The 20,421-nt window shown below is 73.6% G+C and carries 18 protein-coding genes; 8 read left to right on the plus strand and 10 right to left on the minus strand.

Going from position 1 to position 20,421, the window contains the following annotated elements; genetic code table 11:
- Nucleotides 1–80 precede the first annotated feature (80 nt).
- Nucleotides 81–701 (minus strand): HAD domain-containing protein, encoded by a 621-nt coding sequence (locus IF55_RS02655; protein WP_063763834.1) that lies wholly within the window; start codon nt 699–701, stop codon nt 81–83.
- 332 nt (nt 702–1,033) lie between these two features.
- On the opposite strand from IF55_RS02655, the gene IF55_RS02660 reads away from it, so the two are divergent.
- A complete protein-coding gene (locus IF55_RS02660; RefSeq protein WP_398244528.1) occupies nt 1,034–1,552 on the plus strand; it encodes a Clp protease N-terminal domain-containing protein in 519 nt (172 codons plus the stop codon).
- A gap of 236 nt (nt 1,553–1,788) precedes the next feature.
- Here the strand turns inward: IF55_RS02660 and IF55_RS02665 are convergent, their stop codons facing one another.
- Together IF55_RS02665 and IF55_RS02670 are read right to left on the minus strand one after the other, a co-directional pair.
- On the minus strand, nt 1,789–2,448 hold the full coding sequence (locus IF55_RS02665) for an FMN-binding negative transcriptional regulator (RefSeq protein ID WP_030874854.1): 660 nt from the start codon (nt 2,446–2,448) through the stop codon (nt 1,789–1,791).
- 87 nt (nt 2,449–2,535) lie between these two features.
- Nucleotides 2,536–3,249: a pyridoxamine 5'-phosphate oxidase family protein gene (locus IF55_RS02670; RefSeq protein WP_030874852.1), complete on the minus strand. Its 714-nt coding sequence runs from the start codon at nt 3,247–3,249 to the stop codon at nt 2,536–2,538.
- A 36-nt stretch (nt 3,250–3,285) separates the two neighbouring features.
- Here IF55_RS02670 and IF55_RS02675 point away from each other — a divergent pair, with 36 nt between their 5' ends.
- Nucleotides 3,286–4,617 (plus strand): aminotransferase class I/II-fold pyridoxal phosphate-dependent enzyme, encoded by a 1,332-nt coding sequence (locus tag IF55_RS02675; protein ID WP_063763836.1) that lies wholly within the window; start codon nt 3,286–3,288, stop codon nt 4,615–4,617.
- A 48-nt stretch (nt 4,618–4,665) separates the two neighbouring features.
- Here IF55_RS02675 and IF55_RS02680 read toward each other — a convergent pair whose 3' ends face one another.
- Entirely contained in the window at nt 4,666–5,781 is a 1,116-nt protein-coding gene (locus IF55_RS02680; RefSeq protein ID WP_048831528.1) for a DMT family transporter, read from the minus strand.
- 74 nt (nt 5,782–5,855) lie between these two features.
- Here IF55_RS02680 and IF55_RS02685 point away from each other — a divergent pair, with 74 nt between their 5' ends.
- Nucleotides 5,856–6,761 (plus strand): LysR family transcriptional regulator, encoded by a 906-nt coding sequence (locus IF55_RS02685; protein WP_030874848.1) that lies wholly within the window; start codon nt 5,856–5,858, stop codon nt 6,759–6,761.
- Nucleotides 6,762–6,936: 175 nt separating this feature from the next.
- On the opposite strand, the gene IF55_RS02690 is transcribed toward IF55_RS02685, so the two are convergent.
- Nucleotides 6,937–7,401 carry a pyridoxamine 5'-phosphate oxidase family protein gene (locus IF55_RS02690; protein WP_030874847.1) on the minus strand — a complete coding sequence of 155 codons (465 nt, stop codon included), beginning with the start codon at nt 7,399–7,401 and terminating at the stop codon, nt 6,937–6,939.
- Between the two features lie 170 nt (nt 7,402–7,571).
- Here IF55_RS02690 and IF55_RS02695 point away from each other — a divergent pair, with 170 nt between their 5' ends.
- Nucleotides 7,572–8,324: a cysteine hydrolase family protein gene (locus tag IF55_RS02695; protein WP_078643498.1), complete on the plus strand. Its 753-nt coding sequence runs from the start codon at nt 7,572–7,574 to the stop codon at nt 8,322–8,324.
- 78 nt (nt 8,325–8,402) lie between these two features.
- Here IF55_RS02695 and IF55_RS02700 read toward each other — a convergent pair whose 3' ends face one another.
- Nucleotides 8,403–8,912: a Rieske (2Fe-2S) protein gene (locus IF55_RS02700; RefSeq protein ID WP_030874844.1), complete on the minus strand. Its 510-nt coding sequence runs from the start codon at nt 8,910–8,912 to the stop codon at nt 8,403–8,405.
- A gap of 147 nt (nt 8,913–9,059) precedes the next feature.
- Nucleotides 9,060–9,962, minus strand: coding sequence for an alpha/beta fold hydrolase (locus IF55_RS02705; RefSeq protein ID WP_030874842.1), 903 nt, complete (start codon nt 9,960–9,962; stop codon nt 9,060–9,062).
- 83 nt (nt 9,963–10,045) lie between these two features.
- Between IF55_RS02705 and IF55_RS02710 the strand changes: the two genes are divergently transcribed.
- Nucleotides 10,046–10,888: a TetR/AcrR family transcriptional regulator gene (locus tag IF55_RS02710; protein WP_030874841.1), complete on the plus strand. Its 843-nt coding sequence runs from the start codon at nt 10,046–10,048 to the stop codon at nt 10,886–10,888.
- A gap of 97 nt (nt 10,889–10,985) precedes the next feature.
- Here IF55_RS02710 and IF55_RS02715 read toward each other — a convergent pair whose 3' ends face one another.
- Nucleotides 10,986–12,092 (minus strand): response regulator, encoded by a 1,107-nt coding sequence (locus IF55_RS02715; protein ID WP_030874840.1) that lies wholly within the window; start codon nt 12,090–12,092, stop codon nt 10,986–10,988.
- A 624-nt stretch (nt 12,093–12,716) separates the two neighbouring features.
- Complete coding sequence (locus tag IF55_RS02720) at nt 12,717–15,008, minus strand: FdhF/YdeP family oxidoreductase (RefSeq protein WP_030874839.1); 2,292 nt, start codon at nt 15,006–15,008, stop codon at nt 12,717–12,719.
- Between the two features lie 462 nt (nt 15,009–15,470).
- On the opposite strand from IF55_RS02720, the gene IF55_RS02725 reads away from it, so the two are divergent.
- Entirely contained in the window at nt 15,471–16,739 is a 1,269-nt protein-coding gene (locus IF55_RS02725) for a molybdopterin molybdotransferase MoeA (protein ID WP_030874838.1), read from the plus strand.
- A gap of 307 nt (nt 16,740–17,046) precedes the next feature.
- Here IF55_RS02725 and IF55_RS02730 read toward each other — a convergent pair whose 3' ends face one another.
- The gene (locus IF55_RS02730) at nt 17,047–18,528 is read right to left on the minus strand and encodes a purine-cytosine permease family protein (RefSeq protein ID WP_063763838.1); all 1,482 of its coding nucleotides are present in this window, start codon (nt 18,526–18,528) and stop codon (nt 17,047–17,049) included.
- A gap of 288 nt (nt 18,529–18,816) precedes the next feature.
- Here IF55_RS02730 and IF55_RS02735 point away from each other — a divergent pair, with 288 nt between their 5' ends.
- Both IF55_RS02735 and IF55_RS02740 read left to right on the plus strand, forming a co-directional pair.
- On the plus strand, nt 18,817–19,725 hold the full coding sequence (locus IF55_RS02735) for a LysR family transcriptional regulator (protein ID WP_030874835.1): 909 nt from the start codon (nt 18,817–18,819) through the stop codon (nt 19,723–19,725).
- A gap of 153 nt (nt 19,726–19,878) precedes the next feature.
- Nucleotides 19,879–20,391 (plus strand): flavin reductase family protein, encoded by a 513-nt coding sequence (locus IF55_RS02740; RefSeq protein WP_030874834.1) that lies wholly within the window; start codon nt 19,879–19,881, stop codon nt 20,389–20,391.
- Nucleotides 20,392–20,421: the final 30 nt, after the last annotated feature.

Consider the following 20,421-nt stretch of genomic DNA (forward strand, 5'->3'; position numbering starts at 1 on the left):
CCCCTTTGGCGTCTTCGGCGTCGTCCGTGTTCCTGTGCCTATGTGTCCGTGCGCTTCCGCGGCTGTACGGGCCGTACGGTCTACGGCTGTCGGCTCTGGTGGTGCGGCGCCGGAGCCCCTGCGGTGTCGCGGAACGTAACCCCGGGGCGTCGAATATTCAATACTGATGAGCCGTCAGGTTTCCTGCGGCGCCGGGACCGGGGGTGGCGCGGCGGCGTCGGCGGGTGCGCCAGGAGGTGGTCCACATGGCCCCTGGTGAGCCCGTGACCAGGGTCGATCGGCAGAAGCAGCCGGTCGCGCCGTAGCCGCGCGCGGCGGACCAGCCGGGACGGTATGACATCGTCGATCCACGCGAAGGGGCGGCCGGCCGCGAAGCGGAGCAGAGGCGCCCATTTGCGGCCCTCGAAGAGTTCGCGGGCCGGCAGCCGCGGGTCGCCGGGCTGCGGGCGGTAGCCGGTGAACTCCACCACCGGCAGGCTCGGCAACTCCAGCAGCGGCGCGATGTGGCGGTTCGCCTCGTGTTCCCAGGTGGTGGCCCACACCAGGTCGTACGCGCCGGACAGCTCGCGCAGCCAGTCGGCGTGGTCGACGGACAGCAGCACCGTGAAGCCGAGCAGGTCGTGGGCGCTGAAGCCGGGGGTGGGTAAGACGGGGTTCAGGACCCCGTCGATGTCCAGGAAGAGCAGTGGTCTGGTGGCCATCGTTCTCCTTCTCCGCGTGGTGCGGATGGCGGTCGCCGTCGCCGGTGAGGGACGTGTGGCGTACGGGCCACGGTTGCTTCGGGAGCGCGCGCCGACGGAAGGCGCGCTCCTCGCGCGCCGTGTGCGCCGTGCGGGACCGCCGGGTGCGCCCCGGCTCGTAGCGCCGAGGCGGAACGGAACCCTGAGGCCGCGCCGGTACCGGCCCCTCAAACCTACGCTCCCGTCTCCTTCGCAGGGATGAGATCCCGGACATCTGTGCCCAACTATGGTGGGATGCGCAAATGCTCCCCGCCGGGGATGTTCCGACCGTCGGAGGCTGATGGGGTGTGAGTGTGCACAGTCGTATCCCCTCCACCGACCCCACCGGCGACGGGCGCCAGAGCCGGCTCAGCGTGGAGATGGCAGCGGTCGTCGCGGGCGCGCGCCGGCGCGCGGCGCGCGATGGTGACGCGCAGATCGATACCGCCCACCTTCTGCACGCCCTCCTCGAATCCGCGCCCGGCGCGCGCGACGCGTTCGACGGCGGGCCGCCGCAGATAGCGCGGCTGCTCGGCTATCTCGTCCAGCGCACTATCGGGTACGGGCTGCGGTGGTACGGCTCGGTCGAGGACTCCGGCGCCATCCCCGTCCTGGACGGCGCCGCCGCCCCCGGCTGGTCGCCCGCCGCCGCGGCCGCCATGGACGGCGCGATCGGCCGCGCCCACACGCGCGGCGCCGACGCCGCCACGGGCGTCGACCTCCTCGCCGCCCTCGCCCACGACCGCGAATGCCGCGCCGTGGAGGTACTGCACCGGGCGGGCGTCGACCTCGACTCATTGACCAAGCGGCTCGACGACGAAGCCGCCCACTGACCGGGGCGGTCCACTGACCGGGTGGCTCACGGACCGGGGGCGGCCCACTGGCAGGGCGGCTCACTGACCAAGCGGCTCGACGACGCGGTCCGCCGGGAGGCGGGCTGATGGCGCGCGGGCCTTGCCAGGTGGCACGCCCTGCTTGACGTTGGCGTGCCTCGCCCCTCAGGGCCCGCGCGGGCCATCAGGGCTTCTGGCCCGCGGTGACCGCGCCGGCCCCGGCGGCGGCGCGGAGTTCAGCCGTTCGCGCCCGGGACGGTGGCGCCGCGGCGCAGTTGGTGGGCGCGTGCGGCCGCGTCGCGGGGCGCGTCGCGGGCGGCGAGCGCGGCCGACATGCGCTGTCGGACCGCTTCGGGCTTGTGGCCCGCGTACTTGAACTTGGCCCGTACGTCCGTCACTTCGAGGCGCAGGCCGCGGATGCCGGAGAGCATCCGGCCGTACGGCTCCTCGCCGGCCGCCACGGGCGCGGAGACGCCCTCGGGCTGGAAGTGGCCGACCTGGGCCTCCAGCAGTTCGGCCTTCTCGTGCGGGTCGTCCACGACATGGGCGACGCAGCGCAGTTGTACGGCCGCGTAGAAGCTGGTGGGCACGCCGTGCTCGGGCGGCGCGCCCTCGGGGGCCTGCCAGGGGCCGGGGACGAAGACGTAGTCGTCGACGACGCTCAGCAGTACCCGCGGATCGGCCTGGAGCGCGGGCCAGATGGGGTTGGGGCGGGCCAGGTGGGCCAGCGCCGTGCCGAGTTCGCCGGGGGCCGGGTCGTAGGCGAAGTGCATCGGCTGTACGTGCGGGGGCTCGCCGGACAGGCCGTTGACCGCGAGCTGGCCGAAGTCGTGCCCGGCCAGCCACCGCTGCCACTCGGCGTCGTCCAGCGGGGCGTCCCAGGGGTGGATGAGCATGTCCGTGTCTCCCGTGCGCGGTGCGTCAGTGCTGTATGTGCTGCCGGATGTGGTGCAAAGGCGTCGTCTTGGCTGGTGGCGTCGGGCTCAGGCCCGACGCTTCCGCCCGAAGTCGGCCAGATAGTCCGGCACCGGGACCCCGGGCTTCAGGTCCTCGGCCGGTTCCAGCGCCCCGTAGACGGGGGCGACGGGCACGACGCCGCTCCAGTACGGCAGGTCGAGGTCCTCGGGTTCGTCATTGGGTCCGCCGGCGCGGACCTTCGCCGACACCTCCGCGAGGTCGAGGCCGAGCACGGCGGTGGCCGCCAGCTCCTTGGCGTCGGCGGGCCGGCAGTCGGCGGCGCGGCCCGGCACCACCTGGTCGACGATCGCGTCGAGGGCGGTGCGGCGCTCCCGCTCGTCGGTCACGGTCCGCGCGGTGCCGTGCACCACCACGGAGCGGTAGTTGATGGAGTGGTGGAAGCCCGAGCGGGCGAGGACGAGGCCGTCGACATGGGTGACGGTCAGGCACACCGGCATGCCGTCGTCGGCGCGCCCGGCCGCGCGCAGGGGCCGGGAGCCCGTCGAGCCGTGTACGTACAGGCGCTCGCCGATCCGCCCGTACAGCGTCGGCAGCACCACGGGCGCGCCGTCGCGGACGAAGCCGAGGTGGCAGACGTACCCCGCGTCGAGGATCGCGTGCACGGTCTCGCGGTCGTACGTGGCCCGCTCCCGGGCGCGGGCGGGGACCGCGCGGTCCGTGCGCGGGTACGCGGCGGCGGTGGCCGCCTGGTGCCCTGCGGGCTGCGGGGTGGTGGTCATGGCGCGACTCCATTGTATTAGTGCATAATGTTGTTTGTGCTAGGAGAGTATCGGATCGAAGGCCGGCGCGCAGCGGACATCTCGGCGAGCGTGGAACGGGCGGTGGGCGCCGGAGAGCTGGCCCCGGGCGAAACGCTGCCGCCCGTAAGGGAGTTGGCGGCCGAACTGGGGGTCAACCCCAATACGGTCGCCTCCGCCTACCGCGCCCTGCGCGACCGGGGCGTGATCGAGACGGCCGGACGGCGGGGGAGCAGGGTCCGCGCCCGCCCCGCCAGCGCGCCCCGCGACCTCATCCGCGTGGAGGCGCCCGAGGGCGTCCGGGACGTCGCGACGGGCAACCCCGACCCGGCCCTGCTGCCGCCGCTCGGCGCGGCGCTGGCCGCTGCCGCCGAGCGCGCCGCCGCCACGCCCACGCTGTACGGCGCGCCCGGCGTCGACCCGGAGCTGGAGCGGCTGGCCCGCGCCGCCTTCGCCGCGGACGGCGTGCCCGACGGCCCCATCGCCGTCACCTCCGGATCGCTCGACGCCATCGAGCGCGCCCTGGACGCGCACCTGAAACCCGGCGACGCGGTGGCCGTCGAAGACCCCGGCTGGGGCAGCCTCCTCGACCTGATCCCGGCCCTCGGCCTGCGCGCGGTGCCGGTCGCCCTCGACGACGACGGACCGCTGCCCGGCGAGGTGGACCGCGCGCTGCGGCAGGGCGCCCGCGCCATCGTGATCACCGCCCGCGCGCAGAACCCCACGGGCGCGGCGATCGGCGCGGCGCGCGCCCGCGAACTCCGCGCCGTCCTCTCCCGCCACCCCCAGGCGCTGCTCATCGAGGACGACCACGGCCACGGCATCGTGGACATCCCCCTCCGCCCCGTCGTCGGCGGCACGGCGCACTGGGTGCTCGTCCGCTCCGTGGCGAAGGCGTACGGGCCCGACCTGCGGCTCGCCGTGTTCACCGGCGACACCGTCACCGTGGACCGGGTGCGCGGCCGGCTCAGGCTGGGACCGGGCTGGGTCAGCCACCTGCTACAGCACGCGGTGGTGGAGCTATGGCGTACGGAGGCCGTGGACGCGCGGGCGGTCGCCGCCTCGTACGGGCGACGGCGCGACGCGCTCGTACGGGCGCTGCGCGCACGCGGCATCGAGGCGCGCGGCCGCAGCGGGATGAACGTATGGCTGCCGGTGCCGGACGAGACGGGCGTGGTGGCGCGGCTGTTGCAGGCCGGCTGGGCGGTCGCCCCCGGAGCCCGGTTCCGGCTGGCCTCGCCGCCCGGCGTGCGGGTGACGATCTCGCCCATGGGGGCGCGGGAGATGGAGCGGATCGCGGACGCACTGGCGTCCGCGACCGGATGGGTGCCTACGGGGCGTTATGACTGAGATGGTGTGGCGGGGATGGCGTGGCGGAGAGACGGCGGGCCCGGCGCGTCAGTCGGCCCCTCGCGGCCGAGGCCCCGCCGTGTCGCCCGAGCGGCGCCGGGGCGTGGTCCGGGCCGGCCGCCGCTTGCTCTGGGTGAGGGCCGCGCCCGCGAGCACGATCACCGCGCCGACCGGGGTGTTCCAGGTGAGCCGCTCGCCGAGCAGGGTGACGCCCGCGATCGTCGCGATCACCGGGGTGAAGTAGGTGACGAGCATCGCGGTGGTGGGGCCGACCTCGGTGACCAGCTCGTACTGCATCAGGAACGCGACGCCCGTGCCCAGCGCGCCGAGCGCCGCGATCGCGAGCAGCGGCACCACCGGGAACGACGTCGGGAAGGAGCTGAACAGCGGTGTCGCCACGGCCAGTTGGGCGGCGCCGGCCAGCAGTTGGGCGCCGGACAGCGAGAGGTTGGAATCGCCGGTGCCGGTGAGCGTGCGCCGGACGTAGATCCAGCCGACGGCGTAGCTGGCCGCCGCGACCAGGGCCATCGCCGTGCCCGCCGGGTCCTGGCCGGAGAACCCCTGCCACGCGCCGAGCACGGTCAGCACGCCGGCGAAGCCGAGGCCGAGCCCCGCGAAGCGGCGCCGTGTCGGCCGGTCCTCGGACAGGGCGACGAGCGAGAGGACCATGCTCCACAGCGGGGACGTGGCGTTGCAGATGCCGGCGAGGGTGGAGGAGATCGAGGTCTCGGCGTAGGCGAAGAGGCTGAACGGCAGGGCGTTGAGGAAGAAGGCCGCGACGAGCAGATGGGCCCAGGTGCGCCCGGCGCGCGGCAGCCGCTGCCGCTTGACGGCGAGCACGGTGACGACCACCGCGGAGGCGAACACCATCCGGCCGAACGAGACGTTGAGCGGCGGGTACCCCTCGGTGCCGACCTTGATGAACAGGAAGCTCAGGCCCCAGATGAGGCAGAGGACCGCGAACCGGATCCGCCAGTCGAGGGCGGCGCGGCGCGGCACGGCGGGCGAGTCCTCGGCGGGGGCCGGCGCGGCGGCGGCCGGGCCCGCGGGGCGGTCCGCGGCGGCGGCCGGGTCGGCGGCGGGGCCGGTGGGGCGGTCCGCGGCGGCCGAAGAATCCGGGGCGGGGGCGGCGGACGCCTCCCGATCGGCGTCGGTGATGCTCATGGGCTCCACGATGGTCGCCGCGATCACTTAGCACAAGCGAAAGAAAATGTGCTTTATCGCGTAGCATCACTTACATGTTGAACCTTGATCGCCTGCGGACCCTGCACGCCGTGGCCCGCCACGGCTCGGTGAGCGGCGCGGCGGACGGACTGCACGTGACGACCTCGGCCGTCTCCCAGCAACTGGCGAAGCTGGAGCGCGAGACGGGCCAGCAGCTCCTCGCCAAGAACGGCCGCGGCGTCCGCCTCACCGACGCCGGACGGCTGCTCGTCGACCACGCCTCCCGCATCCTCTCCCAGGTCGAACTCGCCCAGGCCGACCTGGAGGCGCAGCGCGGCGAGGCCGTCGGCGACCTGCTGCTCGGCGCCTTCCCGACGGCCGCCCGGGGCCTGTTCCCCGCCGCGCTCGCCGAACTGCGCCGCGAGCACCCCAAGCTCCGCAGCAAGCTGGAGGAGATGGAGCCGGACGCGGCGGTGCCGCGCGTGGTGCGCGGCGACATCGACATCGCCATCGTCCTCGACTGGTACAACAAGCCGCTGCCGCTCCCGGAAGGGCTGGCCAAGGCGCCGATCCTGGACGACCCCGCCGACGTCGCGATGCCCGCCGACCACCCGCTCGCCGACCGCGACCAGGTCGACCTGGAGGACTTCGCGCACGACGAGTGGGTCTCCTGGCCCAAGGGCGAGTTCTGCCACGACTGGCTGATGCTCACGCTGCGCGGCAAGGGCATCGAACCCCGCATCGCGCACATGGCCGAGGAGCACCACACCCAACTCGCCCTGATCGACGCCGGTCTCGGTGTCGCCGTCGCGCCGAGGCTCGGCCGGGGGCCGGTGCCGGCGGGGGTGCGCGTGGTGCCCGTACGGCACACCATGCGCCGGCACATCTACGCCATCTGGCGGGCCGACGCCGACCGCCGCCCGTCCATACGGGCGGCGGTGGCGGCGCTGCGCGCGGCGGGGGCGGCGATCGGCGACTGACGGCGGGCGTCGTTCCCGCGGTCGAGGGGCGTCATTCCGGCGGTGGGGGTGGTCATTCCCGCGGTCGGGGGGCAGTCCCGCGGCCCGGGGTGCGGCGAGGTGGAGGCCGGGGCGGTGGGCGCCACCGCAGCGGGGGCGTAGCCGAGGCGCGGGCGGGCGGGGCCGGGGGCCGGGGTCAGCGGGGCAGTTTCCGGAAGTCCCACGAGACGACGGTCTCCGGCGTCAGGCGCAGCCAGGCGTGCCGGCCGTCGTACGGCATGGCGTCCAGGCCGAAGTTCTTCGCGGCGAACAGCCGCTCCGCCGCGTCGAGTTCGGGGTGCGGCTCGCCGATGCGCGGTGCCTCGCCGACGAAGACCGCCGTGCCCGACAGCTCCACGCCGCGCAACTCGCCGTACTCCTCCCCGGCGTCGATCACCACCGCGATCCGGGCGTCCCGCCGCAGGTCGGCCCAGCGCTTGCTGCGGGTGACGGAGTACAGCCAGAGCGAGCCCTCGTGCCAGGCGAACCACAGGGTGCTGACGTGCGGCCGGCCGTCCCGGCCGACCGTCGCGACCCGGCAGGTGCGCTGCTCGGCGAGGAAGGCGTCCAGCTCCGCCTCCGACATCATGATCCGGCGGCCTCGCCGCTGCGTGAGGGCCATGTCCGCCTCCGTTTCACGTGGCCGGCTCCGTGGCCGGCCGCGCTTAGCTGACTAAGTGTCAGGAAAGCATGGGGTCTCTTCCCTCTCCGCGCAATGGCCGCTAACCTCGCCCGCTCCGGCCGGGGTCGGCGCGAAGCCCGCACACGCGGGGGAGAGTGGAGGGGCCAGTCATGGGGTCAGGGGAACGAACCGGCGAACCGCCGGCGGCCCGTCCCGACGGGCCGTCAGGTCGACGTTCCGACGAAGGGCCGGCGCGGCGCCGCGGCGAACCATCGGAGCAGCGCCCAGACGACCGGCTCGCCGCGCAGCTCGACCCCGCGACCACCGTGCTGCTCACCGTCGAATGCCAGCGCGGCGTGGTCGGCCCCGAGAGCGCGCTGCCCGAACTCGCCGACGCCGCACGGCGGTCCGGTGCGCTCGACCGGGTGGCCCGCCTCGTCTCCGGCGCGCACGCGGCGGGTGTGCAGGTGCTGCACGCCGTCGCCGAACGCCGCCCCGACGGCCGCGGCGCGAACCGCAACGCCCGCCTGTTCCGCGCCGCCGAGCGGCTGCCCGTACAGCAGCTCACCGGGACGGCGGCGGTGCGGATCGCGGAGCCGATCCCGGTCGCCGAAGCCGATCTGGTCGTACGGCGGCTGCACGGGCTGTCGCCGATCGCCGGTACGGACGTGGACGCCCTGCTCCGCAACCTCGGCTGCCGCACCCTGATCGTCACCGGCGTCTCCGCCAACGTCGCCGTCCCGGCCGCCGTCTTCGACGCCGTGAACCTCGGCTACACCGCCGTCGTCCCGGCGGACGCCATCGCCGGTGTCCCCGCCGACTACACCGCGGCGATGATCCGCAACACCCTCGCCCTCGTCGCCACGGTCACGACGGCCGACGCCGTACTCGACTGCTTCGAACGTGCGCGGAGCCGCCGCTGAGCGAGGCCGGCCAGGGGGCCGAAACCAGCAGAGGCCGAAGGCAGGTCCGGGCCCGAAAGGCCTGAATGCACGGCCGCGTCAGCCCAACTGGACCGAGTCCCCCTGGACGGAGATCCGCGTCGCGGGCAGCGGCTTGGTCGCCGGGCCGTGCCGCACGCTGCCGTCCTCGACGCTGTATTTCGAGCCGTGGCAGGGGCAGTTGATCGTCCCGTTCGACACGTCGCGCACCAGGCACCCCTGGTGCGTGCACACCGCGGAGAACGCCTTGAACTGGCCTTTCACCGGCTGTGTCACCACCACTTTCCGATCCTTGAAGACCTTTCCGCCGCCCTGCGGGATCTCCGAGGTCTTCGCCAGCGCCTGCCCGCCGCCGGGCGGGTCGGCCGCCTCGCCACCCGGGGTGGTGGCGGCGCCGTCCTTCGGCTGCTCGCTGTCCGGGGCGTCCTGGGAGTCGCTGTCCGGGGCGTCCTTGGCGTCGCTGTCCGAGCCGCCGCACGCGGTGAGCGCGGCCGCGAGCCCCATGCCGCCGACCGCGGCGATGACGGTGCGGCGGCACGGGGGAGCGGGCTCCTGGGGCTGGTGCGTCATGGTGGGCTTCCTCTTCCGTCTCTTCCGGCGCGTCCGTCGGTGGTTCACCGGTCTATACGGGCCCGGCGGCGCGGACGTTCAGCCGCCGGAGGCCGTACGGCCGTACGACGACACCCTCGTACGGGGGAGGCGGTGGGTGGCCGACGGTCAGCTGCCGAGCTGGGAAGCGAGCCAGGGGCGCAGGACGTGCAGGACGTTGGCGGGCTGCATGGCCTGGGTGTGGTCGAGCCCTTCCAGGACGCGTACGTCCCAGCCGGCGGCCTCCAGTTCGGCGCGCCGCTCCATGACCGCGCTCCCGATGCGCACGGTCACGCCGCCCCAGCGCTCGCCGTACGGGATCTCGTCCGCCGAACCCGCGAAGCACAGGCGGGGGCAGTCGACTCCGGCCTGCGCCGCCCGGTCGTCGAAGCCGCGCAGCGCTTGGTAGAGGGTGACGAACTGGCGGGTCTGCTCCGGCGTCGTCGACACCTCGACGGCCGACCAGTCGCAGCCCTCGGGGTCGTCGGTGGCGTCGGCGTTCCCGGCCGGCTGTGGAGCGCTCCCCGGCGTGCTCGGGGTCGGGGCCGGGGTCTTAACGGACATCTCGTGGGCGGCCGTGGTGACGCGGAGCATTTCGGAGTAGGGGCCGCCGATGGGCGGGAAGCCGCCCATGACGAGGGCCGAGAGGCGGTCGGTGCGCAGCGCGAGCTGGAGGCCGCTCAGGGCCAGCCACGAGTAGCCGTAGTAGGCGAACCGGTCGGCCGCCGCCGCGTCCGCGACCGCCAGCAGATCGGCGGCCACGTTATGCGGGGTGAGGGTGTCCGGCTTGGGCGCCGCCATCACGTGGCCCTCGTAGTCGAAGGCCACGACCCGGAACCGGTCGCGGAGCCCTTCGATCAGCGACCGGCCCAGCGCCGGGTCCATGCCCCACCGGCGCGCCTCCTCGGCCCGCGGACCCTCGGCCGGGCGGGGGTCGACGGGGAGCAGGACGGTGGGTCCGGCTCCGTGGATCTCCAGCGCGATGGTGTGTCCGTCGTGCAGCGTCGCCGCGGTCGTCGTCGTTGCGGGCACCGGGAACTCCTTAGGCTGTAAAATGTTATCGAGGAAGCAATACCTTACGGCATAAAGAGTTGGAAAAGTTGGAGTTGTTGTCTGTGACCGTCATCGCCGGCCAGGGGGACGCGGCCGCGTCCATGGCCCTGCTGTGGGCCGATCCGGAAGACCGGGACCGGCCCGCGCGGTCGTCCGCCAGGGGGCCGAAGCCCGCCCTGAGCGTCGATGCCATCGTGGCGGCGGCGATCGCTGTGGCCGACGCGGACTCCATGGCGGGGCTGTCGATGCGCGCGGTGGCCGAGCGGCTGGGACGCACCTCCATGGCCCTCTACACGTACGTACCGGGCAAGGCGGAACTCGTGGACCTGATGTACGACCGGGTGCACGCCGAACTGGGCCCCGGCCGCCCTTCAGACCACCTGCCCCACCCGTCCTCCGGCCAGGCTCCCGACGGCGACGACTGGCGGGCCGCGGTGATGTCATGGGCCACCCGGCTCAGGGCGTTCTACCTGCGCCACCCCTGGGTGCTCCAGGTCTCGTACGCGCGCCCGGTGCTCGGCCCGCACGAGCAGGCCGTACTGGAGTCGCTGGCGAGCCTCCTGTACGGGGCCGGGCTCCCGTCCCGGCCGCTGCGGGCCATCGTCAGCGCGCTGTTCCACTACGTCCGGGGCGCGGCGCAGACGGCCGCCGAGTCGCGGCGGGCGGCGGCCGAGACCGGCGTCTCCGACGAGGAGTGGTGGGCCGGCCGCTCGGCGCTGCTGCGGGAGGTCGCCCCCGACTTCGCGGAGCGATTCCCCATGTCCATACGGCTGGCGGCGGAGGCGACCCCCATGAGGGAGGGCGAGGGGGACGCCGACTCGGCGGCCTCGTGGGAGCGGGAGGTCGACGACACCTTCGCGGTCGGCCTGGGCGTACTCCTGGACGGGATCGCCGCCGCCCGCTGAACTGGCCGTACGCCGGGCCGCGGACGCGCTCCCGCCGCCGGGCCCGGCAGGCCCGGCGGCGGGAGCCCGGGAAACGGAACAGGGGCGGGGCGCGTCCTCAGCGAGCGGCCACGTGCCGTTCGAGGAAGATCCCGGTGAACACGGCGACTTTGGCGCGCAGCACCCACGGGTCGAACGGCTTGCCGATGTAGTCGACGGCGCCAGCGGCGTAACCGCGGGCGGAGTGCTCGGCGTCGGCCCCCATGGCGGTCAGGAAGATGATGGGGACGTCGCGGTCGCGGTTGCGGCGCTTGATGTGGGCGGCGGTCTCGTACCCGTCCATGTCGGGCATCTGGACGTCCATGATGATCACGGCGAAGTCGTCGTGGTCGAGGAGCGCCTTGAGGGCGTCGCGGCCCGAGGAGACGGCCACCACCTCCTGGTCGAGGGTGGACAGCACGGCGTTCATGGCGAGGAGGTTGTCGGCCTGGTCGTCCACGACCAGCACCTTGGGCATCCCGCGCCAGGTCGTGGCGGCGGCCGGTATCAGCGCGCGGGAGCCGTGGGCCCGCTGTGTGGCCTCGATGGTCTCCAACTGGCGCTCCAGCAGCTCGCACCGCTCCTCCGCCGCCTCGTGCAGCCGCCGGGCCTCGCACAGTTCCCCCGTCAGCTTCCGCACCTCCGTCCGCAGCGCGTCGCGCTCCCGCAGCAGCCCGTCCACGTCCGGCGCGGCCTCGGCGATGGCGTCCGCGCGGGCCCGCTCGGCGGACCACTCCGCCTCCAACTGGCTCAGCCGCACCTCCAGATCGGCGATCCGGTGCTGCCGGTCCAGCAGCGCGTCGCCCAGTACGTCCCCGTGGGCGGTGGTGCGCCGGGCCACCCGGTCGGCGTCGGCGAGCTGCTGCTCGATCAGCTCGACCGCGTGCTGCGGGGACCCGCCGTTGCGCACGGCGGTCTGGTGCAGCCCCCGTACCAGCTCGATGGCGGCCGGCGTCGCCGCCGTGCCCCGGTGCTCCGCGAGGTCGGTGAACAGGTCCATGATGACCTCCCAGGGCGGTACGCGCGTACCGCTGAGGTAGCGCGAGAAGGTCCCGGCATCCCGGTGGCGGCGGGCGGCGTAGCGGCGCACCGATACGTCCAGCCCGTCGAAGAGTTCGCGGAGCATCCGCGCCAGGGCCCGGGCGTCGCTGTTCAAGTCGTCGGCCAGGGGCCGCAGTTCAGCCACGGCGGCCCTCCGATCCCGCGCCGCGGGCCCGACCGGCCCCGCCCGCGGCCCGGCGTCCCGGCGCGGACCCGCGTCCCGGCGCAGATCCGCGTCCTGTCGCGGACCCGTGTCCCGGCGAGGACCCGCGGGCCTCCGGGCCGCCGCGGCCTCTCGCCTCCCCGCGATCTCCCGGCTCCCTGCGGCCCCCCGCCTCCCCGCGGTCTCCCGCCTCCCCGCGATCTCCCGCCTCCCCGTGGCCCTCCGCCGCGACCAGCCGGTCGAAGAACCGCACCGACACACCGGCGGCGGCCGCGCCGCACAGCACGCTCCGCGCGAGGTCGGTGCCGGCCAGGGCTGTCAGCACCCCGGCCCCTATGCCCGTCAGCACCGCCAGTGCGAGCACCAGCGCCGACCTCGGCGACAACAGTGATCGATCCACGTCATCCCTCTCGGACCGCGGCCGACCGGGCCGCGCCTCGTGCCCCGAATGGCTACTCGGGGGCACGGGACAGCATGGGGCGCTCGGCGCGCGTTGCGCCCGGCAACACCGGCACTGGCGGTTTCTGGCAACGTTCGCCCGTTGTTGCCGGGTCGCGGCAACGGGCGACGGCCGGGGGCCGCGCCGTGGCGGGGGAGGGGGGAGGTTCAGGCGGCGTCGGCGGCGGGCTCCAAGCGGACCACGACCCCCTTCGAGGTGGGGCAGTTGCTGATGTCGGCGACGCTGTCGAGCGGCACCAGGACATTGGTCTCGGGGTAGTACGCGGCGGCGGAGCCCCGGCTGGCGGGGTAAGCGACGACCGTGAAGTTCTCCGCGCGGCGCTCCTTGCCGTCCCGCCAGACGCTCACCAGGTCCACCGTGGAACGGTCGGCGACGCCCAGCGCGTCGAGGTCGGCGGGGTTGACCATGACGACCCGGCGGGCGTTGTGAATGCCGCGGTAACGGTCGTTCGGGGCGTACCAGATGGTGTTCCACTGGTCGTGCGAGCGCAGGGTCTGGAGCAGCAGATGCCCCTCGGGGACCTGCGGCATCGTGAAGTCGTTGCGGGTGAAGACGGCCTTGCCGCTCGGCGTGGGGAAGACCCCTTCGTTGGGCGGGTTGGGCAGCCGGAATCCGCCGGGCACGGCCACGCGGGCGTTGAAGTCCTCGAAGCCCGGCACGACGCGGGATATCCGGTCCCGAATGGTGCCGTAGTCCGCCTCGAATTCCTTCCAGGGAATGTGCGGCATATCGCCGAGGGTCTTCTCCGCCAGGCGGCCGATGATCGCGACCTCGCTGAGCAGATGCGGGGACGCGGGCGGCAGCTTTCCGCGGGAGGCGTGGACCTCGCTCATGGAGTCCTCGACGGTGATGAACTGCTCGCCCGTGGCCTGGAAATCCCGGTCGCTGCGGCCCAGCGTGGGCAGGATCAGGGCCGTCTCGCCGCAGACCGTGTGCGAGCGGTTGAGCTTGGTGGAGATGTGCGCGGTGAGCCGGCAGCCCCGCATCGCCTCCTCGGTGACCGCGCTGTCCGGGGTGGCCCGTACGAAATTGCCGGCGACGCCGAGGAACAGCTTCGCGCGCCCCTCGTACATGGCCCGGATGCCGTTCACCGCGTCCAGACCGTGCCGGGCGGGCGGGGTGAAGCCGAACTCCTTCTCCAGCGCGTCGAGGAACTTCTGCGGCATCCGCTCCCACACGCCCATCGTGCGGTCGCCCTGCACATTGCTGTGGCCGCGCACCGGGCACGCGCCCGAGCCGGGCTTGCCGATATTGCCGCGCAGCATCAGGAAGTTGACGATCTCGCGGATGGTGGGGACGCCGTGCTTGTGCTGGGTGAGGCCCATCGCCCAGCACACGATGATCTTCTCGCTCTTCAGGACCCGCTCGTGGACCTCCTCGATCTCCTCGCGGGACAGCCCGGTCGCTTCGAGCACGTGCTCCCAGGACAGTTGCCGGGCGTGCTCGGCGAACTCGGCGAAGCCGGTGGTGTTCCGCTCGACGAAGGAGCGGTCGAGCACGGTGCCGGGCGCGGCGTCCTCGGCTTCGAGCAGCAGCAGGTTCAGCGCCTGGAAGAGCGCGAGGTCGCCGCCCGCGCGGATGTGCAGGAACTGGTCCGCGATCTGCGTGCCGCGGCCGACCACGCCGCGCGGGCGCTGCGGGTGCTTGAACCGGTTGAGTCCGGCCTCGGGCAGCGTGTTGACCGCGACGATCCGGCCGCCGTTGCGCTTGGTCTCCTCCAGCGCCGACAGCATCCGCGGGTGGTTGGTGCCCGGGTTCTGCCCCACGACGAAGATCAGGTCGGAGTTGTGGATGTCATCGAGGGAGACGGTGCCCTTACCGGTGCCCAGGGTCTCCGACATCGCGCTGCCGCTGGACTCGTGGCACATGTTGGAGCAGTCCGGCAGGTTGTTCGTGCCGTACGCGCGGGCGAAGAGCTGGAGCAGGAAGGCGCCCTCGTTGCTGAGCCGGCCGGACACGTAGAAAAGGGCCTCGTCGGGCGAGGCCAGCGCCTTGAGCTCGCCGGCGAGCAGGTCGAGCGCCTCGTCCCAGCCGATCGGCTCGTAGTGGGTGCCGCCGGGCCGCTTGACCATGGGTTCGGTGAGCCGGCCCTGCTGGTTGAGCCAGTAGTCGGACTTGCCGTCCAGCTCGGCGATGGAGTGCTCGCGGAAGAAGTCCGGGGTGACGCGCCGCGAGGTGGCCTCGTCGTTGATGTGCTTGGCGCCGTTCTCGCAGTACTCGTTCAGGTGCCGCTTGCCCGGCGCGGGCTCCGGCCAGGCGCAGCCGGGGCAGTCGATCCCCTTGGCCTGGTTGATGTTCAGCAGCGTCAGCGCGGTGCGCCGCGGGGACGTCTGGCCCAGGGAGTACTCCAGCGCGTGCGCGACCGCCGGCACGCCCGTCGCCCAGGTCTTGGGCGGGGTGACCTTCAGGTCGTCGCTCGGGTCCTCGTTGCCGCTCATGATCTGGTCCGCCTCGTTTCCCTTTTTCGCCGGCCGGGCACTGTCCGTCGGCCGGGCCGTTTTTCGCAGGCCGTTTCGCGGGCCCGTTACGCAGGCCGGTTTCGCGGGCCGGATCGTGCGCCCGCGGATATCCGGCGCCCAGCGCGGAAGTCAGCTTCCGCCCGGCGTCCGGAGAATGTCAAAGAGGTTCGGTAAATGACTAGATAGACGCGGCTTATCAAGCGGACTTCCCGGCCGCCGGCGGGGCGCCGGCGGCGGTCTGCCCGGCACGGTCGCGGCGCTCTGCTGGTACGGTCGACGGTGCGAGGAATTCACCGAGGGCGGCACCGACGGCGGCCCGGAGGGCGGTTCGAGGGGATAACGGTGAATGTCCCGTCCCGATTCCGGAATTGTGATCGCGGAGCGAAAACAATCGGGGAACGAGTTGTCGGTGAATTCTATGGCTGGAATGGGGAGCACATGATGACCGTGGCCCACACCGCCGCACGGGCGGGCGCGACCCGCCGGACGGCCGCGGACTGGGAAGAGGCCCGGTCGGCCGCCCGGGACCACCGCGCCGTACGGCCGTTGCCGGTCGTCCACCGCGATCTCGGCGCGGCGCTCGGCCACGCGCTCGCCGAGCCGCTGGCGGCCCTCACCGACCTCCCGTCGTTCGACACGTCCGCGATGGACGGCTGGGCCGTCGCCGGGCCGGGCCCCTGGCGGCTGCGCGACGGCGGCGTACTGGCCGGCGGCGGACACCCCGAGCCGCTGAGCGACGGTACGGCCGTGCCCATCGCCACCGGCGCCCCGCTGCCGGCGGGGGCGAGCGCCGTGCTGCGCCGCGAGCACGGGGAAACCGGCGAGTACGCCGCGCACGCCGAGCACGCCGCCACGCTGTCCGACCGCTCTCCCGGCGCCGGACGGACGGTGCCGGGCCGTGATATCCGGCCCCGGGGCCAGGAGTGCCGCGCGGGCGAACTCCTGCTCCCCGCCGGTACGACCGTGACCCCCGCGGTGCTGGGCCTGGCGGCGGCCGCCGGATACGACCGGCTGCCCGTGCACCGCCGCCCCACCGTCGAACTGCTCGTCCTCGGCGACGAGTTGCTGGACTCCGGCCCGCCGCACGACGGCCGGGTCCGCGACGCGCTGGGCCCCCTCCTGCCGCCCTGGCTGCGCGACCGCGGCGCGCGGGTGACCGAACGCCGCCGCGTCTCGGACGACTTCGGACTCCTGCGGGCGGCCCTCCGCGACTCTGCCGCCGACGTCGTGGTCACCACCGGCAGCACCGCCGCCGGGCCGGTGGACTTCCTGCACGAGGCGCTCGCCGAGGCCGGCGCCCGGCTGCTGGTCGACTCCGTCGCCGTACGCCCCGGCCACCCCATGCTCCTCGCCGAACTGCCGCCGGCCGCCGACGGGCGGCCCCGCCGGCTGGTCGGCCTCCCCGGCAATCCGCTGGCCGCCGTCGCCGGTACGGCCACCCTGGCCGTACCGCTGCTGGGCCGCCTCGGCGGGCACGCGGACCCGGAACCCCTCCGGATGACCGCCGCCACGGCGCTGCCCGGACACCCCCGGGACACCCGGCTGCTCCCGGTGCGCCGCGCGCACCGGCACGCGGTGGCCCCGCTCCCGTTCGACGGCCCGGCGATGCTGCGCGGCCTGGCCCTCGCCGACGGCCTCGCGGTGGTCCCGCCCGGCGGGGCGCCCGCCGGGACCGACGTCGAGATCCTGGACGTACCGTCCGGTCGATGAGCGCGGCGCGCGTGCGCTCGTACGCGCCGCGAGGACGGTGCCCCCTCGTACGTACCGGCCGCGCCGCTGAGGGGCCGGGAAGAAACCATGCGGCACGGTGCCCGCGCGTACGTACCGCCCGCTCGACCAGCGACCTTGACGCGCCGCGCGCTCGGCCGCTCGCTCCGGGCGGTGTGGTCGACGAGCGCGCACAGCATGTTCCTCTCGGGCGTACGGCCGGCGGCGCGGCCCGCCGGGAGGGGCCGTACGGGCGGCGAGGCTGCCGTGTACCGGGGGAGCCGTGCGGAGCGGCGAGGCCGTCGCGCCGTCAGGCGGTCGGCACCGTGCGGGCCGGCTCCTCCTGCGCGACGGAGGCCGCGGCGGGGTGCGGCTCCGTGGTGCGGGGGCGGGCCCAGAAGTAGTAGACGGGGGCCGTCACGACCAGGCCGACCAGCCAGGACAGGTCCGCGCCGCCCAGCGGGGCGACCAGGGGGCCGGTGAAGAGGTCGGTGGAGACGAAGGGGAGCTGGACGACGATGCCGAGGACGTACGACGAGAGGGCCGTCCGGTTGAAGCGGCCGTAGCGGCCTCCGTCGGCGGCGAAGAAGTCCGTCATCGCGTACCGGCCGCGGTGCACGAGATAGAAGTCGATCAGGTTGATCGCGGTCCATGGGATCAGCACGATCAGCAGGACGCTCACCAGGTTCACGAACCGCGAGACGAAGTCGTCGGACACGCCGACCGCGACCAGCAGCGCGACCACCAGGACCGTCCCGGAGACCACGCCGCGCGCTGTGCGGCGCGGGGTCCAGTGGGCGCGGAAGGTCTGGCCGATCGTGATGAGGGACAGCACGGCGCCGTAGAGGTTGAGGGCGTTGTGGTTGATCACGCTGAAGAGGAACAGGACCAGCACCACGGGCCCGAACGCGCCCGCCGCGCTGTCGAAGCCCGCGACCGTGTCGTCGGCGCCCGGCGCGGCGAGCGCGACCACCGTGCCCGCCAGGAAGGACAGCGTCGAGCCGAGACACGAGCCGCCGTACGTCGCCCAGAACGTCGCGGGGGTGCGGACCGTACGCGGCAGATAGCGCGAGTAGTCCGATACGTACGGGGCGAACGCGAGCTGCCACAGCGCGCTCAGCGAGACCGTCGCCAGCCAGCCGGCGAAGGTGAAGCCGCCCCGGGTGAAGAAGTCGTCCGGCAGGCCGCGGAAGGCCACGACCGCGATGCCGACGGCGATCCCCAGGCCCAGCACCCACGTGGCGATCTTGTTGAGGGTGTGGATCAGGCGGTAGCCGACCCAACAGATCACCGCCGAGCCCAGCGCGCCCAGCACGATGCCCCCGTTGACGGGCACGGCGGGCGCGAGGCCGTGCAGCGACTTGCCGGCCAGCACGATGTTCGAGGCGAAGAACCCGACGTACATGGCCGCCGCGACGACCACGATGACCAGCGCCCCGATCACCCCGAACTGCGCCCGGCTCTGGATCATCTGCGGCACCCCGAGCTGGGGGCCCTGCGCCGAGTGCAGCGCCATGAAGATGCCGCCCACGAGCTGGCCGACGAGGATCGCCAGCACGCTCGACCAGAACGACTGATGGAAGACCTGCACCCCCATGGCGCCCGTGACCAGCGGCAACGGGGCGATGTTCGTCCCGAACCACATGGTGAACAGGTCTCTGACCCGCCCATGGCGCTCATGATCGGGGATGTGGTCGATCGTGTGCTGCTCCACCGTGGCGGGCGCGTCCACCGCGGCGGGCGCCTCGGCCGCGGCGGGGCTGTCGGGTGCGGAACCTCCGGGACCGGACATGCGGACTCCCTAGAACGTGAGGGGCGAAGAGCGGTGCGATGCTGCGGGACAGGCCGGACGAATCGGGCTGTCCGAACGAGCCGGGCGGGCCGGGCGAGCCGGGTGGGCCCGATGGGCGGGGCGGTCGGACGGGCCTGGTGGGCCGGATGAGCGGGGCGGTCGGACGGGCCGGATGGGCGGGCGGCGCGGGTAGGCCGGGTGGTTCGGAAGTCTCGAAGATTCCAAATCCCCGGTCAAACATTGTTTTCACGGGGGCTGCATCGGTTTTCCTGATGTAAAACTCCGGGCATGCCCCACGACACCAACTTCACGCTCGTACAGCTCCGCTACTTCCTCGCCGCCGCCGAGCTGGGCTCCATGACCGCCGCCGCTCAGCGCATCAACGTCTCGCAGTCCGCGGTCTCCACCGCCGTGACCCACCTGGAGCGCGAACTCGGCGTCCAGCTCCTCATCCGCAGACACGCCAAAGGGCTGGAGCTGACGGCGGCCGGCGAGCGCTTCCAGCACGAGCTGCGCGGCTTCCTCACGCACGCCGACGAGCTGGCCGAATCGGCCCGCAGCCTCGGCTCGGAACTCGTCGGCGACCTGGCCGTCGGCTGCTTCCAGACCTTCGCCCCGTTCTACCTGCCGCGCCTGCTACGTGGGTTCGCCGACCGCCATCCCGCCGTCCGCGTGGACGTGCACGAGGGCGACACGCCCGCCGTCCAGGGCCTGCTCCGCACCGGCCAGTGCGAACTGGGACTCCTCTACGACCTGGAGCTGGACGCGGACATCGAGCACGAGGTACTGGCCATGGCGCCGCCGTACGCGCTCGTGCACGAGGGGCACCGGCTCGCGGGCAGCCGCCGGGTCCGGCTCGCCGACCTCGGCGGCGAGCCCATGGTCCTGCTCGACCTGCCGGTCAGCCGCGACTACTTCCAGTCCGTGGCCGCCAAGGCCGGGGTCCGCCCGAAGATCAGCCACCGGACCACCAACTACGAGACCGTGCGCTCCATGGTCGCCGCCGGGTACGGCTGGTCGCTGCTCAACCAGCGGCCCGCGCACGACGGCACCTACGGCGGCTCCCGCGTCGTCTGCCTGCCGCTCGCCGACCAGTTGCCGGCCCTGCCCGTGGTCCTCGCCAAGCTCCGCGGCGTACGGCTGACGGGCCGTGCGCAGGCGTTCGCGGCGACCTGCCGGGAGACGCTGCGCGCATAGGCCCCGAGGCCACGAGCTCGCTGCATCTGTTCAACAGATGCAGTTGAGCGAAAACATCTGCTTTACGGAAGTACCCGGTCCGCCCATAGTGGTCGTCAGCCGAGCCCGCTCCACCGCTTCGAGCTCGCCCCACCGCACCGAGGGAGGCCGACCATGAGCATCGCCCCGGACCAACTCACCACCCCACGGCAGGACTTCATCGCGGCCATGGGCAATGCCGCCACCGGCGTCACCGTCGTCGCCACCGAAGGCCCCGCCGGCCGCTTCGCCCAGACCGTGAGCGCCATGTGCTCCGTCACCGCCGACCCGCCGTCGCTCCTCGTCTGCGTCAACGAACGCAGCCCCCTCGCCGGGGCCGCCGCCCGCAACGGCCACTTCGCCGTCAGCGTCCTGAGCGCCGAACAGGCCCACGTCTCCGACGTCTTCGCCGGCCGCCCCGCCGCCGGCGCGCCGTACGACTTCGGCTGCGCCGACTGGGACACCCTCGACACCGGCTCGCCCCTGCTGCGCGGCGCCGCCGCCGTCTTCGACTGCCGGCTCGGCGACGCCGTCGTCTCCGGCACCCACCGCGTCCTCTTCGGCACCGTCACCGCGGCCGCCGTCTCCCCGGACGCCCGCCCCCTGGTGCACCACGCCCGCACCTACGGCACCCACCGCCCCCTCTGACGGCTTGACGGCGCCCCTCCTCCCCAGGCC

The organism is Streptomyces varsoviensis, assembly GCF_000718635.1.
Classification (GTDB): Bacteria; Actinomycetota; Actinomycetes; order Streptomycetales; family Streptomycetaceae; genus Streptomyces; species Streptomyces varsoviensis.

Coding starts and splice junctions, on each gene's coding strand:
- IF55_RS02655 (WP_063763834.1), bottom strand. CDS start 701: ATGGCCACCAGACCACTGCTCTTCCTGGACATCGACGGGGTCCTGAAC.
- IF55_RS02665 (WP_030874854.1), bottom strand. CDS start 2,448: ATGCTCATCCACCCCTGGGACGCCCCGCTGGACGACGCCGAGTGGCAG.
- IF55_RS02670 (WP_030874852.1), bottom strand. CDS start 3,249: ATGACCACCACCCCGCAGCCCGCAGGGCACCAGGCGGCCACCGCCGCC.
- IF55_RS02680 (WP_048831528.1), bottom strand. CDS start 5,781: ATGAGCATCACCGACGCCGATCGGGAGGCGTCCGCCGCCCCCGCCCCG.
- IF55_RS02685 (WP_030874848.1), top strand. CDS start 5,856: ATGTTGAACCTTGATCGCCTGCGGACCCTGCACGCCGTGGCCCGCCAC.
- IF55_RS02690 (WP_030874847.1), bottom strand. CDS start 7,401: ATGGCCCTCACGCAGCGGCGAGGCCGCCGGATCATGATGTCGGAGGCG.
- IF55_RS02695 (WP_078643498.1), top strand. CDS start 7,572: ATGGGGTCAGGGGAACGAACCGGCGAACCGCCGGCGGCCCGTCCCGAC.
- IF55_RS02700 (WP_030874844.1), bottom strand. CDS start 8,912: ATGACGCACCAGCCCCAGGAGCCCGCTCCCCCGTGCCGCCGCACCGTC.
- IF55_RS02720 (WP_030874839.1), bottom strand. CDS start 15,008: ATGAGCGGCAACGAGGACCCGAGCGACGACCTGAAGGTCACCCCGCCC.
- IF55_RS02725 (WP_030874838.1), top strand. CDS start 15,471: ATGACCGTGGCCCACACCGCCGCACGGGCGGGCGCGACCCGCCGGACG.
- IF55_RS02730 (WP_063763838.1), bottom strand. CDS start 18,528: ATGTCCGGTCCCGGAGGTTCCGCACCCGACAGCCCCGCCGCGGCCGAG.
- IF55_RS02735 (WP_030874835.1), top strand. CDS start 18,817: ATGCCCCACGACACCAACTTCACGCTCGTACAGCTCCGCTACTTCCTC.
- IF55_RS02740 (WP_030874834.1), top strand. CDS start 19,879: ATGAGCATCGCCCCGGACCAACTCACCACCCCACGGCAGGACTTCATC.